General features: G+C 67.1%; 15 protein-coding genes. 6 read left to right on the top strand and 9 right to left on the bottom strand.

Features of this window, described 5'->3' with window-relative positions; translation table 11 throughout:
- Window positions 1–122: 122 nt before the first annotated feature.
- From VHW64_RS19430 to VHW64_RS19410, 5 genes are all read left to right on the top strand, one after another.
- Entirely contained in the window at window positions 123–1,658 is a 1,536-nt protein-coding gene (locus tag VHW64_RS19430) for an MFS transporter (protein WP_329652223.1), read from the top strand.
- A gap of 15 nt (window positions 1,659–1,673) precedes the next feature.
- Window positions 1,674–2,240, top strand: coding sequence for a DedA family protein (locus tag VHW64_RS19425; RefSeq protein ID WP_329652222.1), 567 nt, complete (start codon window positions 1,674–1,676; stop codon window positions 2,238–2,240).
- Window positions 2,241–2,411: 171 nt separating this feature from the next.
- On the top strand, window positions 2,412–3,335 hold the full coding sequence (locus VHW64_RS19420) for an NADP-dependent oxidoreductase (RefSeq protein WP_329652221.1): 924 nt from the start codon (window positions 2,412–2,414) through the stop codon (window positions 3,333–3,335).
- A 118-nt stretch (window positions 3,336–3,453) separates the two neighbouring features.
- Window positions 3,454–4,527, top strand: coding sequence for an MBL fold metallo-hydrolase (locus VHW64_RS19415; protein WP_329652220.1), 1,074 nt, complete (start codon window positions 3,454–3,456; stop codon window positions 4,525–4,527).
- A gap of 1 nt (window position 4,528) precedes the next feature.
- A complete protein-coding gene (locus VHW64_RS19410; protein WP_329652219.1) occupies window positions 4,529–4,984 on the top strand; it encodes a nitroreductase family deazaflavin-dependent oxidoreductase in 456 nt (151 codons plus the stop codon).
- On the opposite strand, the gene VHW64_RS20365 is transcribed toward VHW64_RS19410, so the two are convergent.
- The 8 genes from VHW64_RS20365 to VHW64_RS19380 form a co-directional block, all read right to left on the bottom strand.
- Window positions 4,973–5,134: an aldo/keto reductase gene (locus tag VHW64_RS20365; protein WP_414690546.1), complete on the bottom strand. Its 162-nt coding sequence runs from the start codon at window positions 5,132–5,134 to the stop codon at window positions 4,973–4,975. The two genes, VHW64_RS19410 and VHW64_RS20365, sit on opposite strands and share 12 nt — an antisense overlap.
- Entirely contained in the window at window positions 5,071–5,796 is a 726-nt protein-coding gene (locus VHW64_RS20360; RefSeq protein WP_414690544.1) for an aldo/keto reductase, read from the bottom strand. The genes VHW64_RS20365 and VHW64_RS20360 overlap by 64 nt, the downstream gene beginning before the upstream one ends.
- Window positions 5,797–5,834: 38 nt before the next feature.
- A complete protein-coding gene (locus VHW64_RS19405; RefSeq protein ID WP_329652218.1) occupies window positions 5,835–7,082 on the bottom strand; it encodes an MFS transporter in 1,248 nt (415 codons plus the stop codon).
- Between the two features lie 7 nt (window positions 7,083–7,089).
- On the bottom strand, window positions 7,090–7,851 hold the full coding sequence (locus VHW64_RS19400) for an SDR family NAD(P)-dependent oxidoreductase (RefSeq protein WP_329652217.1): 762 nt from the start codon (window positions 7,849–7,851) through the stop codon (window positions 7,090–7,092).
- Between the two features lies 1 nt (window position 7,852).
- The gene (locus VHW64_RS19395) at window positions 7,853–8,518 is read right to left on the bottom strand and encodes an isochorismatase family protein (protein ID WP_329652216.1); all 666 of its coding nucleotides are present in this window, start codon (window positions 8,516–8,518) and stop codon (window positions 7,853–7,855) included.
- Between the two features lie 57 nt (window positions 8,519–8,575).
- The gene (locus VHW64_RS19390) at window positions 8,576–9,148 is read right to left on the bottom strand and encodes an NAD(P)H-dependent oxidoreductase (RefSeq protein WP_329652215.1); all 573 of its coding nucleotides are present in this window, start codon (window positions 9,146–9,148) and stop codon (window positions 8,576–8,578) included.
- Between the two features lie 14 nt (window positions 9,149–9,162).
- Entirely contained in the window at window positions 9,163–10,134 is a 972-nt protein-coding gene (locus VHW64_RS19385) for an MBL fold metallo-hydrolase (RefSeq protein ID WP_329652214.1), read from the bottom strand.
- Window positions 10,135–10,212: 78 nt separating this feature from the next.
- Window positions 10,213–10,710, bottom strand: coding sequence for a MarR family winged helix-turn-helix transcriptional regulator (locus VHW64_RS19380; RefSeq protein WP_329652213.1), 498 nt, complete (start codon window positions 10,708–10,710; stop codon window positions 10,213–10,215).
- 302 nt (window positions 10,711–11,012) lie between these two features.
- Here VHW64_RS19380 and VHW64_RS19375 point away from each other — a divergent pair, with 302 nt between their 5' ends.
- Complete coding sequence (locus VHW64_RS19375; RefSeq protein WP_329652212.1) at window positions 11,013–13,898, top strand: AAA family ATPase; 2,886 nt, start codon at window positions 11,013–11,015, stop codon at window positions 13,896–13,898.
- 19 nt (window positions 13,899–13,917) lie between these two features.
- Here the strand turns inward: VHW64_RS19375 and VHW64_RS19370 are convergent, their stop codons facing one another.
- Entirely contained in the window at window positions 13,918–14,817 is a 900-nt protein-coding gene (locus tag VHW64_RS19370) for an alpha/beta hydrolase fold domain-containing protein (protein ID WP_329652211.1), read from the bottom strand.
- Between the last annotated feature and the right edge of the window lie 5 nt (window positions 14,818–14,822).

Genomic DNA, 14,822 nt, shown 5'->3' with positions numbered 1-14,822 from the left:
AAAGCCCGGGGGTAGTCGCCAGAGAACTGGGTCACGGTCGATCCACGACCGGTGGACGCCCTGCACCTCAACGTCCATCGCCTCGCCAGGGGTAGGTCGGCAGCGTCGCTTCGGACACCCCGGTGCTGGAGAAGGAGACGAACGACATGGCAGCAGATCCTCAGCTGGCCGCTACCGATGGCTCCCAGAAAGGCCCGATCAGCCCCATCGGCGACCTGCCCAGCCGCCGCTGGTGGGCCTTAGCCGTGATCGCGATCGCCCAGCTCATGGTGGTCCTCGACGGTACCGTCGTCACGATCGCGCTCCCCTCGGCACAGCTGGCCCTGCACATCTCGGACGCCGACCGGCAATGGGCAATCACCGCTTACACCCTCGCCTTCGGTGGCCTCCTGCTGCTCGGCGGAAGGATCGGCGACTACGTGGGCCGCAAGCGGATTTTCCTCATCGGGCTGGTGGGGTTCGCGGCGGCATCGACACTGGGCGGTGCAGCGCAGAACGCCGGGACCCTGTTTGCGGCCCGCGCGATCCAGGGCGCGTTCGCGGCGCTCCTGGCCCCCGCTGCCCTGTCCTTGATCACCGTGACGTTCACTGAAGCCAAGGAGCGATCGCGTGCGTTCGCCGTGTACGGCGCCATTGCGGGTGCCGGCGCGGCGATCGGTCTCATTCTGGGGGGTGCCCTCACCGAGTACACGTCCTGGCGGTGGTGCCTCTTCATCAACGTGCCGATCGCGGCCGTCGCGTTCGTCGGCGGGATCATCCTGGTGACAGAGAGCAAGTCGCATGGCCAGACCTCCTACGACATCCCCGGGGCCATCCTATGTACGGCTGGACTCGTTTCACTCGTCTACGGCTTCACCGAGGCAGCAAAGCCGGGCGTGGGCTGGCTCTCGGGGCAGGCTCTTGGCCTCCTCGGCGCCGCTGCCGTCCTACTGATCGCTTTCGTAGTGGTGGAGCTGCGTGCAGCGAATCCGTTGCTGCCGATGCGCATCGTGCTCGATCGGAACCGGGGCGGGTCCTACCTGGCCTCGCTGTTGTCCTTCGCCGGCATGTTCGCGATGTTCCTGTTCCTCAGCTACTACCTCCAGTTCAACCTCGGCTACAGCGCGCTCAAGTCCGGGCTCGCCGTCCTGCCGTTCAGTGGCGGCGTGATCGTCACCTCGGGCGTGGTGCCGAGCTTGATGCCTCGCACCGGGCCCAAGCCGCTCATGCTGGTCGGGCTCGCCATGGCCGCGGTCGGGTTGGCCACCTTCACCTCCATATCCGACACCTCCAGCTGGGCGGGGCACGTGCTTCCCGGCGAGCTGCTGATGAGCGTCGGTTTTGCTCTGCTGTTGGTTCCGCTGTCTAACCTCGCCCTGACGGGAGTGAGCCCCGACGACGCAGGTGTGGCCAGTGCCGTGCTCAATTCGACACAGCAGGTCGGCGGGACTCTCGGCACCTCCTTGCTGAACACGATCTACGCGAGCGCGGTCACGTCGTTCCTGAAGGCACACCACCTGGCCCCGAGCGGGTTCAATCCCCTCGCCGCAATCCACGGCTACCGCGTAGCGTTCTGGATCGGTGCCGGGCTGATCGCGGCGGCGTTCGTCGTGGTCCTCGCCCTGGTCAAGGTCGGCCGGACCGACGTCGCCCCGGATGCCCCACGCGTCGCAGGCTGACGCAGTCGCGCACACATGACTGTCGTGAGCTCGGTTACCAACGAGCTCCTCGCGCTGAACGGATCGGCGGCATACGCACTGGTCGGCGGACTGGCCTTCGGCGAGTCGGCCCTGTTCGTCGGCTTCGTACTGCCGGGCGAGACGGCCGTCTTGCTCGGCGGGGTCCTGGCCAACCAAGAGCGTGTCTCCCTCCTTGTCATGCGGGCAGTGGCGGTTGCGGGAGCCGTCCTAGGCGACACCGTGGGCTACGCGGTGGGACGATCGGTAGGCGATCGCATACTCGAGCTCGGCGTCTTCCGCAGACGCACGCCAGCAGCCCAACGCGGGCTTGACGAAGTGCGTAGCCACGGCGGCCGCGCCGTTTTCCTCGCTCGGTTCACTGCATTCTTCCGGGCCGTCATGCCTGGACTCGCCGGCGCCGCCCGGATGCCATACCGCCGAGTTCTCGGCTTCAACGCCGCTGGCGGGTCGATCTGGGCTGTGGGGTTCACGCCGCTGGGGTTCGCGGCCGGCACGAGCTACGCCAGGGTGGAGTCCGTCGCGGGCTGCAAGCGCAGTGCTCGTCCTTGCCCCTGGTCCTGATAACCCTCGGGTTCTTCATCCGGCTGCGACGCCGGGTACGCACCCCGAGCCAGGATGGCGTTGCCTGACCCCGGGACATTCCCTGGGGTAGCGACTCGCCCAGCCTCGTGTACTGGGACGGACCGGTGCGCCGTGAGGGATCGGCGATCGACGAAGGGGAGGTGACCAGCGATGCCCCGAGCAGTTCAATTCGACGCCTACGGCGGCGTTGAAGTCCTCGAGGTCCGCGACCTGCCGCGCCCTAGGCCCGGACCTGGACAGGTGCTGGTGGCCGTCCGCGCCGCTGGCATCAACATCGGTGAGGCCAAGATCCGAGACGGGAGCGTTCGGGCTATCTTTCCGGCTACCTTCCCCAGTGGCCAGGGCTCCGACTTCGCGGGTGTCGTTCAAGAGCGAGGCGATGGTGTCACTGACGTCGCCGAGGGCGACGAGGTGATCGGTTTCACCAACGACCGCGCAAGCCATGCGGAGTACGTGCTCGTCGAGGCGACGAACCTGACCTCAAAACCAACTGAAGTCCCATGGGAGGTGGCTGGCGCGCTGTTTGTCGCAGGTGCGACGGGGTTCGCCACGGTGCGCGCGGTCGCGCCGGTCCGTGGGGAGGCGGTCGTAGTCGCTGGAGCAGGCGGCGGCGTTGGTGTGTTCGCGGTCCAGCTGGCGATCAGAACGGGAGCTCGGGTCATCGCACTGGCCAGCGAGCGCCATCATCCTTGGCTTCGCGAGCGGGGAGCAGTTCCAGTCGCGTACGGCGAAAACGTTGTCGAGGGCATCTCCTCGGCAGCGGAGGGAACGTCGGTTGCCGCGTTCATCGATCTCGTCGGGGATGGGTACGTCGAACTGGCCCTGGAGCTCGGCATCGCAAAGGACCGGATCGACACGGTCGTGGACTTCCCGGCGATCGCGAAGTACGCAGTCAAAGGCGAGGGCGGCTCTGCCGCTTCGAGCGCGGAGACTCTCGCCACCCTGGCCGCGGCAATCGTCGCCGGCGAGGTCGTCGTACCGATCCAGCACGCGTACCCGTTGGAGGAGGTCCGGGCGGCCTTCAGCGAGCTCGAGGCCGGACATGTCAGCGGGAAGATCGTCCTCATCCCGTAGAGCCGCGTAGTCCACCGAGCATCAGAACCGTGAACCCCGTGACGATCCCTGGGGTAACGCCTTCACCGAGAGGGCATCGTCACGATTCTCATCGGCTCACACCTGGAAGAAGAAGACGATGCCCTCGAATCTCACCACGAATCGACGTTCTCTGCTCGCCGGTGGAGCCGCGCTCGCAGCGGCTCCGGCAGTGGCCGCGCTAGCGGGAGGCGCCTTGGCCGCGCCGGCTGCGGCTGCGGCAGGAACTGTCGACAGTCTGCCCGACTATGCGCCCGTCCCGCCCTCCGCCCTGGGACCGACCTTGAACTCGCAGGGGTACTTCGTCGGGCGTGTGGAGCGGAACCTCTACTGGGTCACCGACGGCACCTATCAAGCGGCATTCCTGACCACGCGTGACGGCGTCGTACTGTTCGATGCCCCGCCCAGCATTGGCAACAACCTGCAGCGCGCCATCGATGAGGTCGCGACGGACAACGGCGTGTCCAACAAGGTGTCGCACATCGTCTACTCACACCACCACGCGGACCATCTTGGGGCCTCGTCCCTGTTCGGTCATGACGTAGTCAGGGTCGGGCACGTCGAGACCAAGCGACTCCTCGCAAGGGACAAGGATGCGACGCGGCCGCTGCCCGACGTCACGTTCGAGACCCGGCACGCGCTTCGGGTAGGCGGCGAGCGCGTCGATCTCGCATGGCACGGCACCAACCACACACCCGACAACATCTACATGCATTTCCCGCACCACAGTGCCCTAATGCTGGTCGACCTCGTGCTGCCGGGATGGGTGCCCTACAACAGCTTCAACCTCCACGAGGATGTGCAAGGTTCCCTCGCCGCGCCCACCACAGCCATGCGGTATCCGTGGAGGCACTTCATCGGTGGACACATGGGACGGCTCGGCACCCGCCAGGACGTCCGCGTCTACGAACGGTACGTGAACGACCTCCTCGACGGAGTGACCCAGTCCCTGACGGCTATCGACCCGACGCCCTTCTTCGTCAAGTACGGCGACAACTCCTGGGCAGCGGTGAAGACCTACCAGGATGCACAGGTCGCCTACGCCTCCGACCCGGTAGTCAAGAAGTACACCGGCGTCCTCGCCGCGGCCGACGTGTACACCGCCAGCAGCGCGTTCGTTCTCCTCGAGGCCATCCGCCTCGACCTCGGTGTCGGCTCTCAGGTCCACGCCTGACATGGCCGAGACGTCTGACTGGAACGCGGGAGTCGTTGAGGAGTTCCGTGCCAACGAGGGTCGCGTGGGAGGCCCGTTCGAGGGTGCTCCGATGGTGCTGGTTCACCACTGGGGTCGCCGAAGTGGTCGCGAGTACGTCACGCCGATGATGTACCTGCCCCATGAGCCGGATGACGCAGCCAGGATCTACGTGTTCGCCACGAAGGGGGGCGCGGAGACGAATCCCGACTGGTACTTCAACCTGACGTCGGCGGGCACGGGTGCCGTCGAGGTCGGAACAGACTCGTTCCAGGTCGACGTGCGTGACCTGAGCGGGGCCGAGCGCGACCGCATCTACGCCGAACAGGCACGTCGCTATCCCGGATTTGCCGCCTATGAGCGGAAGGCCACCGGCATACGAACGATCCCGGTGCTCGAGCTCTCGCGGGGCGGCGATGCCGACCCCTCACGGACCTGACAGGTCTCGGACGGCGTCTGGGTCCAGCCGGATCGAGCCGGCCTGGAGGTTCTCCTGCAGATGCTCGGGGGACGCAGTGCCGGGGATCAAGAGGATGTTCGGTGCGGTCTGCAACGCCCATGCCAACGCGACCTGAGCCGGAGTGTGCACCTCAATCGGACCGCGACCCTACGAACCGCCCCATCGTCTAGCGCGGACCCCGGGCCTCGGCTGCCTGAACCGAGCGGAGAAAACGGCACGAACGCGATGCCACGTCGCGCGCACACCTCAAGGACAGGCTGAGAGCGGCGGTCTTGGGGGTGGTAGGAGCTCTGGACACAGGCGACGTCGGTGAGCTCGAGGGCCCGGCTCACGTGAGCCAGCGCCACGTTGCTGAGGCCGATCGCCTGGATGAGTCCGGCATCGCGGGCTGCCACCATGGAGCCGATCCGCTCGTCGACAAGTGAGTCAGGGGCACCCGGGCGCATCAACCTCAGAGTCACCACCGGCAGGCTCTCGATCGCGAGAGTGCCGAGGTTCTCCTCGATTGCTTCGCGGAGCTGGGTTGGGGCGTCGTAGGGGAAGATGCCGCCGCGGCTGTCACGTCGGGCTCCGACCTTGCTCACTAGGACGAGCTGCGGCGGATAGGGGCCTGAGCGCCTCGCGGATGAGCTGGTGACGACGTGTGGACCGTAGTACTCAGAGGTGTCGATATGGTCTACGCCCGCTTCGACTGCTTCGCGCAAGAGCCGCAGAGCACCTCCTACGTGAGGGGGAGGACCGAAGATGCCAGGTCCGGTCAGGCGCATGGCGCCGTACCCGATAGGTGACACCCGGTGGGGCCCAAGCGCTCGCAGGGGCCTTCCGGGTGTCACGTCTGGGAGTTCTTGGCTCGACGTCCGAGAAGGGCCCAGCCAGACAGAGCGACGCCGATCCCGACCAAGATCGCGAACACGAGCACGGTGTCGGGTGCGCTCGCGCCTTGGTCGAGGGCGATGCCAGCCCCTATGACCGGGACCGAGAGCCCCACGTAGAGAACGATGAGGAGTGCCGACGTCATGGCGAGTCGGTCTTCGGGCGCGGAGGTCTCGAGCACGACACCTGTCGTGCCCTTGAAGACCGCGCCGGAGCCGGCACCGATCAGCGCACCGGAGATCAGGAACAGTGCGAGGTTAGGCGTCGCGAGCCGCACCGACGTCACGAGTAGGACGAGGCCGACGAGCATGGACAAGGTGCCCAGTCCGAGTACCTGGGAGGCACGGAGCTTGGTGGTCGCAAGCTGCGAGGTCACTCCGCAGGAGAACACGAGGAACAGCGTCGCGCCCGAAAGGGCGTGTGATGGGTGCCCGAGTGTGGTGGCGAGAAAGAGGCCCGACAGCCCCGCGAACAACCCCATCGCGGAGTAGGCGGACAGAGTCGCAGCAGCGGCGGGGATCGGCAGCAGGCGACCCGAGCCGCCCGCGGGGCCCGTGCGCCCCGGCGACCCGGTCTCAGGGGCCGTCATCAACCCGGCGATCGCGATCGCCCCGAGCGCGATGAAAACCAGGTACGGCAGCGTCAACGGCCAGCTTGCCCACTGCGCCAGACATCCGGCGATCAGTGGCCCGACTCCGAGCGCCCCGACAGTGATCGAGGTTCCGACTGTGCGGGCTCGGACCACTGATGCAGTCGGGTCGGCCCGTACTTGCAGCTCGACAAGGTAGGTGATGGCCGTACCGGCTGAGAGCCCGACCGCGACGCCGGTCAGCAGCCGGCCGGCGAGGAGCCCGGGCAGATCCTTCCAGAGGGCGAGCAGGCCGGCCGCGACCATCATGGTGGCTACGGACGCCAGCATCACCCCTCTGCGACCGACCTGACTGGCGATCCAGGGCACACGGACGAGGGTCAAGATGGTGCCGGCGGCAAAGAGCGCATAGACGACCGTGATCGTGAACGGCGAGAGGTCGTCGCGGATGCGGTAGAGGCCATAGAGCGGACTCGGAAGAGTGGCGACCGCCATCACGATCAAGAACGCGTACGCCACGGCCCAGAAGCCCGACGTTTCGTGCGGGGCTGCCTTCTTCGAGTCGCTGGCCCCTGCGTTCAGGTCGCGGGTCGGACCCGGGTCGCTGCCGGCCATGGTGAGGTCACCAGACCTTCATGCCGCCGTCGATCACGAGGTCGACTCCGGTGATGTACGAGCTCTCGTCGGAGACCAGGAAAGCGGCCGCATTGGCGACGTCCTCCGGCTGTCCGAGTCGGCCCAGGAGGGTCCGGTCCCGCATTTGCCTGCCGAAGGCGTTGTCCTCGAGTTCTCCGCGCGTCGCGCCACTCTCGATCAGACCCGGGGAAACTGAGTTGACCCGAATGCCGTGCTCCGCGCCCTCGAATGCCAGCTGTCGGGTCATCCCGATGATCGCGGCCTTGTTGGTCGTATGCGACAGCGAGGGCAGTTGCCGGAAGCTCAGCTGGCCGTTCAACGACGCCATGTTCAGAACCGCGCCGTGGCTCTCCTTCAAGGAGGGCCACGCGGCCCTGGTCAGGTAGAACACCAGGTCAACCTCGTCACGTCGTGCCGCCTCCCAGTCTTCGTCTGGCGTCTTCTCCAGCCAGTTGAAGTGCGTCTTCGCGGCCAGGTTGAACAGGACGTCGAGTCGCCCGAACTCACTCAGCGCGAGGTCGACGAGCCGCTCGCACTCGGCGGGGTCGCTGAGCCGACAGGGTTGTAGCGACACCATGGTCCCGCCCTCCGCACGCACCAGCGCGACAGTCTCCTCAGCCGGCTCGACAGCTACATCGCACCCGACGACCGACGCGCCCTCACGAGCGAAAGCCAGGGCGGTGGCTCTTCCCATGCTGCCGCCGCTACCGGTGACGATGCAGACCTTTCCATCGAGCCGGGCGGACATCTCACTGTGCCCCAGCGAGGGCGGCCGCCGCGGCCTTGCGCTCGGCGTCGGCGACCCCCACCAGGTCCGTGTGGCGGCCGACCTCGTCGAAGTACCAGTAGATGACCTGGCCCGCAGGACCTGCCAGCGGCGACGCCCAGTCGCGGAAGGTCTCGGTAGTTACCGCGAGCGCTGTGGTGGGGATCGCCCCCGCGTGCGCCATCCGTTCGATCGCGGTGCGGTGCGCGGTCTGCGAACGCCCCCCGACGGCGTCGGTCACGAAGAGGACCTCGTAGCCGTCCTTGAGAGCTTGCACCGTGGCGAACGTCTGGCAGATCTCGGTGTGGAGACCGGCGATGATGAGGCGCCTCTTCCCGGTCGCCTCGACCGCCGCCCTGAAAGCGTCGTCCTCGAACGCGTTCATCGAGGTTCGGTCGATGGGTTCGATGTCCTCCAGCTCTGCTTGGATCGAGGCCAACGTCGGGCCGTTGAAGCCTAGGTTCACCCCCACCGTGGACAGCACGATCGGCATCTGGAAACCTTTGGCCGTCTTGGCCAGCAGTCGTACGTGCAGCTCGACGAGGTCGCGGTCGGTCTCCGACCGGATGACCTCGAACATCTCGTTCTGGAAGTCGATGAGCAGCAGCGCGCAGTCCTCGGCCTTCCACACGCCCAGGTCGTTCGTCATCGTCGTCTCTCCTTCGTCGTTGTTCCTGTCCGGTCTTGGAGGCTGCAGGTGCCGGAGTCACGCGGCCGGCGCGACTTGGCGGAGAGGAGCGAGTGCACCGCTCCACGCGATGACCTCGCCGAGCAGCGTGTTCAGTGCCTGCGCCTGGTGTGGGATCGGTGTGAGCTCGGTGAAGTCCTTGAAGTCGGTGATCAACGACAAGGCGACGTTGGTGCGCACGCCTGCCATCTGCAGCTCGCCGGCGATGAGCCTCAGATGTTCCGCCGCGCGGGTGCCACCTGTCACGCCGTACGACACCACCCCCATCGCCTTGTTGTTCCACTCGGCGTAGACGTAGTCGATGGCGTTCTTCAGGACCCCTGAGGTTGAGTGGTTGTACTCCGGGGTGACGAACACGAATCCATCGAACCGCCCGATCGTGGCTGCCCAGTCCTGCGAGTGCGGGTTCTGGTACTGCCCCGTGCTCGGAGGCAACGGCTCGTCCAGGTGGGGCAGCGGATAGTCCAGCAGGTCAATGAGCTCGAACTCCGCGTCTGAGCGTGTCCGGGCTTGCTCCATCACCCAGTGGGCGACGGGCTCGCCCCGTCGGCCAGGACGCGTGCTACCTAGGATCACGGCGATGCGTGTCATCGCGAGCCTTCCGGTCATGGGTGGACTTGCGAGCCGGCGCCCAGGTCTAGGCGCATCGACTGCATGATGGTGAAGGTGGTCGTGTAGGTGAACGCCTCGACGTCGGCTGCTCCGAGGACCCCCGTGTACTTCGAGACGACCGGTGCTGCCGCCGTCGCGGTCACCTCGTCGAGGTAGCCCTTCACCCCGGCCCAGACGTTGGCGCCGTACCTCACGAAGTAGGGCGTGGGGTCGACCGACGCCAAGGCGGCCTCGGAGCTTGCCACGATGTCGCCGATGTACAGCTGGTGGAGGGCAAGGTCCTCGCGGGTGCCGAGGCGGCCCAGATGCCCGCCGATGTAGTGGCTCCAGGGGTACTCCATCGCCTTGTCGGGAGCCGTCAGGTAGCCAGGGGCGTCGTCGCTGAGGTTGAGGTTGTAGATCGGCACCCATCCGGGGTTGACGATGTCGACCAGCATCATCGTGTCGTGGTTGGGGAAGTGGATGTAGATGTTGTCGGGCGAGTGGTTAGGTCCGTGGTAGGCAAGCTCGACGGTCTCTCCCCCCATCTCGAGTGTGTAGGAGTCGCTGAACGTGACGTCGGGCGCAGGTCGGGTGGGGTCGTTGTCCCGGATGAGAAGTCGACGAGTCTCCTCGTGGCCGATCCGCACGAGATCGTCGCCGAAGAGGTTCGCTGCCCCTGTGTGGTCGGCATGGTGGTGGGAGTAGACGATGTGCGTCACCTTGTTGCTGAGGCTCTCGGCTTCGGCGATCTCGTCGACGGCGCGCCGCAAGTTGTGGCCGATGGTCGGTGGAGCGTCGAAGAGGATGACTCCCTCGTCTGTGGCGAGGAACGCCGACAGATAGGTGCCGTCGGTGACCCAGAAGAGGTTCCGCTCGACGCGCCCAACGTGATACCCGTCTTCGTTCAGGGCCGGTCCGAATGAAGAGGTAGGGACAGGCGCGTAGTCAGGCAGGCTCTGCCCAGTGGCAGGTGTCGAGGTCATCCCTTCACCGTGCTCGATCCAGGGACCCCTTACCCCAGGGAAAGTCCCGGGACCCGATTTCGTAGGAGCGGGTCGCGGTTAGCCGGTGGTCCCGAGGTGGCTCGCCAGTCTTTCCAGGATCTTCCCGAGGGTCTCAGTCTCCTGATCCGTGAGGTGGTCCAACGCCAGCGTGCGGACGCTCTGCAGGTGGTGCGGCCACGCCACTCGGAGCGCCGCCATCCCCTGCGCGGTGAGCGCGGCCATGGTGCTGCGACCGTCTCTGATCTCGGGGCGACGTTCGACCAGACCGTCGGCGGACATCTGGTCGATGACCCGGGTGATGCGACTCGGGGAGAGGCTCACGCGACCTGCTAGATCAGACATGCGCAACTGTCGGTCCGGAGACTCTGAGAGGTGCATCAGCACCGAGTACTGGGTCGCGCTCAGCCCGCACGTTCGCTCGAGGTCCTCGCCGAGCGCCCTGGGCAGCAGGAAGACCAGGCGCATGAGGTTGCGCCAGACGAGGTCCTCGGCGCTGGTCAAAGGCGGAACACTCACCCCGCAAGCCTGACGGAGAATAGTTGCGCAGGCGAGCATTTCCCTCGTCCTGGTGGTTGGTGCCGGCGGCTCCGCCGTCCCAGCGCTTGCGTGAAGCGGAAAGGCGACGGCGTCTCAGAGCCGTCTCGGTCCGGTGTACCGGACGGCGGAGCCGCCGTCACTCGAGGTGAATCTGTCACAGGCGATTGAGGTGCTACCCCCGGGTAAGTCACGGGTGCAGAGGTCGGGCTGGCCATGTCACCTTGTATGCCTCGGGGGTTGCCATGACCGGCGTAACGGATATGCTTGCTCACGCAAGTAAATTCTCTCGGGACGCGGCTCGTGGGAGAGGGAGGCCGAGCATGCTCGACACCGCCCCGACGCAAGTGCCCGTGGATTCCGACGCTCGGCCCACGCCCAGCCGCGCGCGGCTCCTCCTCGGGCGGGAGGCCGAACGCCGAGCGCTGCGGAGTCTTGTCGCCGATGGACCTCACGGCCAGACGCGGACCCTGGTGCTCCGGGGTGAGCCGGGTATCGGGAAGTCTGCCCTGATCCAGGACCTCGCCGATCATGCGACCGGTTGGCAGGTCTCCCACCTGCTGGGCGTCGAGTCGGAGATGGAGCTCAGCTACTCGGGCTTGCAACAGCTCCTTGGGTCGCTCATGCCATCGATGGCCGACCTCCGGTCCACTCATCGCGAGGCGCTCGAGCGGGTCTTGGGTCAGGCGAGCGGCGAGCCTCCGGATCGGTTCCTGGTCGCATTGGCGGCACTCGAGCTGATCGGTCTGATGTCGAAGGAGACCCAACTCCTGTGGATCGTTGACGACGCCCAGTGGGTCGATCGTTCCTCCCTCCAGGCGGTCGGGTTCGTTGCTCGTCGGTTGCGAAGCGAGCGGGTGGCGATCCTGGTCGGCTCTCGCGACTACGACGAGGAACGGGACCTGGCGGGGCTTCCAGAGCTGCGGCTGGCCGGACTCCGCCCCGAAGACGCCGCCCGACTGTTTCCGGCCGTCATCGGACCGACAGACCCTGCGGTCCGCGACCGGATCCTCGCTGAGGCCAGGGGGAACCCTCTGGCGCTACTCGAGCTGCCGCGCACATGGACAACTGCGGAGCTGGCGTCAGAGCTGACGACCTCCCAACACGTGCCTCTTGAGGGACGCCTCGAGTTCGCGTTCACCCAGCGCCTGCGCCGGCTGCCCGCCGACACGCAGACCCTGCTGACGTTGGCGGCGGCTGAACCCACCGGTGATCCGGGACTGCTGTGGTCCGCAGCCCAGCTCCTTGGACTCGACTGGCATGCCGCAGCCCCAGCCGAGGAAGCCGACCTGATCGAGTTCGGCAGGCGTGTGTACTTCCGGCATCCCCTCGTTCGCGCCGCTGTCTACCGTGCCGCCCCCCTTCAGCTGCGCCTCGGGGCGCACGGCGCTCTGGCGCAGGTCACCGACCCGGTGCGGGATGCGGACAACCGTGCCTGGCATCGCGCGTGTTCCACTGTGGCCTACGACGAGGACATCGCTGTCGAGCTCGAGCGCTCAGCCGCTAGGGCCCGGAGCCGGGGTGGTCTGATGGGGGCGGCCGCGCTCTTGGAGCGTGCGGCCGCACTGACTCCCGACCCGGAAGCTCGTGCCGACCGGACCCTCGTTGCTGCGAAAACCAAGCGGGACGCAGGAGCGCTCGACGCGTCTCTTCGGCTGCTCGACAGCATCCAGCTCGGACGCGGGTATGAGTTGCGCGGGTCGCTCGTTCAGCAGCTGCGCGGCAGGATCGCCTTCGACCAGGGACGCGCCCAGGAGGCTTCCGCCATGCTGGGAGGCGCCGCCAGACAGTTGGAGAGGTTCGATCCGGAGCTGGCGCGCGACACGCACCTCGAAGCGATGGCAGCCGCCGTCTGGGCCGGCGGTGACGAGGGTCTGGCGTTGATCCGAGGCGCAGCGAGAGCCGCTCGAGATGCACCGCGGGGCCAGGGTCCCGAGCGGACGTCGGATTTGCTCCTGGACGCCTTGGTCATACGAGCCACCCATGGCTACGTGGCCGCCGCGCCCACCATGACCCGCGCACTGGCTGCCGTGCGGGATGAGGAGATCGGCGCCGAGGACGTCGGGAGCCTCTTGTGGCTAGCCGGGAACAGGGTCGCGGGGATCATGGCCATCGAGGCTTGGGACTTCTCGACCGGACTCGTGCTCGCCGAGCGTCAGGTCAGGGTCGCCCGCGAGACCGGAGCACTGCTACAACTCCAGTTCGCTTTGAGCTTCCTGGCCAGCTTCGTGGCACTCTCCGGAGACCTTCGCCGAGCCACCGAGCTCGTCGACGAGGAGCACCGGATCGCCGAGGCGACCCTGGTCGGGTCAGCGGGTCATAGCGACGTCCTGCTCGCGGCCTACCGGGGAGATCCCGCGACCGCCGTCCCGCTGCTCGGAGTGACGATCGACTCGGCGACGTCGAACGGCCAGGGCCGGACGGTCGCCTTCTCCCACTACCTGAGCGCTGTCCTGCTGAACGGCCTGGGCCGGCACCAGGAAGCACTCGACCACGCCCGTCGAGTCGTTGACTGGGAGGCCCTCGGATACCAGACGCTCACGGTCATCGAGCTGGCCGCGGCCGCGTCGCGACTGGACGACACTGCGGCGCTCCGCGAGCTCTCGATGTGGGTGAGTGCGCGAGCCGCAGCCACCCCCACGGCGTGGGCGCTCGGGACCGCCTCGCTCGTAGCTGCTCTTGGGGTTGGAGATGGCGGGAGCGCCGAAGACCTGTACCTAGCTTCCCTGGAACAACTGAGCCTCTCCCCCGTACTGACGACGGTCGCCCGCACGCACCTCCTCTACGGTGAGTGGCTGCGTCGGAGGGGACGGAAGGGCGATGCTCGCGACCATCTGGTGATCGCGCACGACTCCTTCGGCCAGATGGGCCTGAGCGCTTTCGCCGACCGCGCTCGTCGCGAGCTGTCGGCCACGACCCGCAGGCGGGTGCGTCGGTACGCCGACGCTCCGAGCAGGAGATTCACCCACCAGGAGTGGCAGATCGCACAGCTGACCCAAGGGGGGCTGTCCAACCGCGAGATCGGGGGCCGACTCTTTCTGAGTCCTCGGACTGTTGAGTGGCACCTCCGGAACGTGTTCGCCAAGGTGGGGATCACCACCCGAAGACAGCTGCGGGACGCGGTGTTGGGCTCCTTCGTCCCTGAGGACGCCGGCGACCCGTCAAGCCGTCCGGAGCCCGTTGCCGATGTCCCGCCAGAGCTCGGCTAGGCGGGCGCCGGCGAGCGTCTCACGCCGAGCCGTTCAGGTGAGAGGTGAGGAACGTCGTCGCACGGTCGAGAGCTGCTCCTCCCTCATCGAGCATGGCGGCATAGGCCTGGAACACGTGCGGGACCCCTGGCGTGACGTCGAGGATCACGGCGACCTCGTCGCTCGCAGCACGTGCGGCCAGCCGGAGCGCGTCGCTCAGCAAGACCTCATGCGACCCCACCTGGACCAGGAGCGGAGGCAGGTCCCTGAGATCGGCGTAGACCGGGCTCACGAGCGGATCGGCGGCGTCGCCGCCGGCGACATAGTCCGGTACCCGGGTCCGCAGGGCGTCGGGGCCCAAGATCGGGTCCAGGGCGGCCCTCTCGGCCAGGGAGTCTCCGGACAAGGTCAGGTCGACATAGGGAGACATCAGGAACGCGCAGCCCGGCAGTGGGGTGCCCGCGTTCCGCAGAGCCAAGAGTGCCGCGACGGCCAGGCCGCCCCCGGCGGACTCACCAGCAAGGGCGATCCGGCCAGCCTCGACACCCTGGGACAGCAACCCCTCGTACGCCGACACCGCGTCCTCGACAGCCGCGGGGTAGGGATGTTCGGGTCCCAGCCGGTAGTCGACCGTGACCGTCCGGTAGCCCGTTCGTCGGGCGAGGTCCCCCACCAGCGAGACCGATGCCGCCGCCGAACCGATGACGTAGACGCCGCCGTGGAAGTACAGCACGACATGGTCCGGCGACGGCTCACCCACGACCACCTCGATGCCGTCCACACCGCCGAAGTCGATTGGCGTCTGCCGGATGTCGGGAGCGACGGGGATCTGCGACATGAGCTCGTCGAAGGCTGCACGCAATGCCAGTACCTCGCCACCGGTGTCGAGATCTCCCTGACGGAGAACCGCGTCCAAGGCCTCCCGCTGTTCCTTACTCATGCCAA

This window comes from Nocardioides sp., from assembly GCF_036267815.1.
Taxonomy (GTDB): Bacteria; Actinomycetota; Actinomycetes; order Propionibacteriales; family Nocardioidaceae; genus Nocardioides.
The sequence above is the reverse complement of the archived record's forward strand: the minus strand, read 5'-3'. Positions and strand labels throughout refer to the sequence as shown.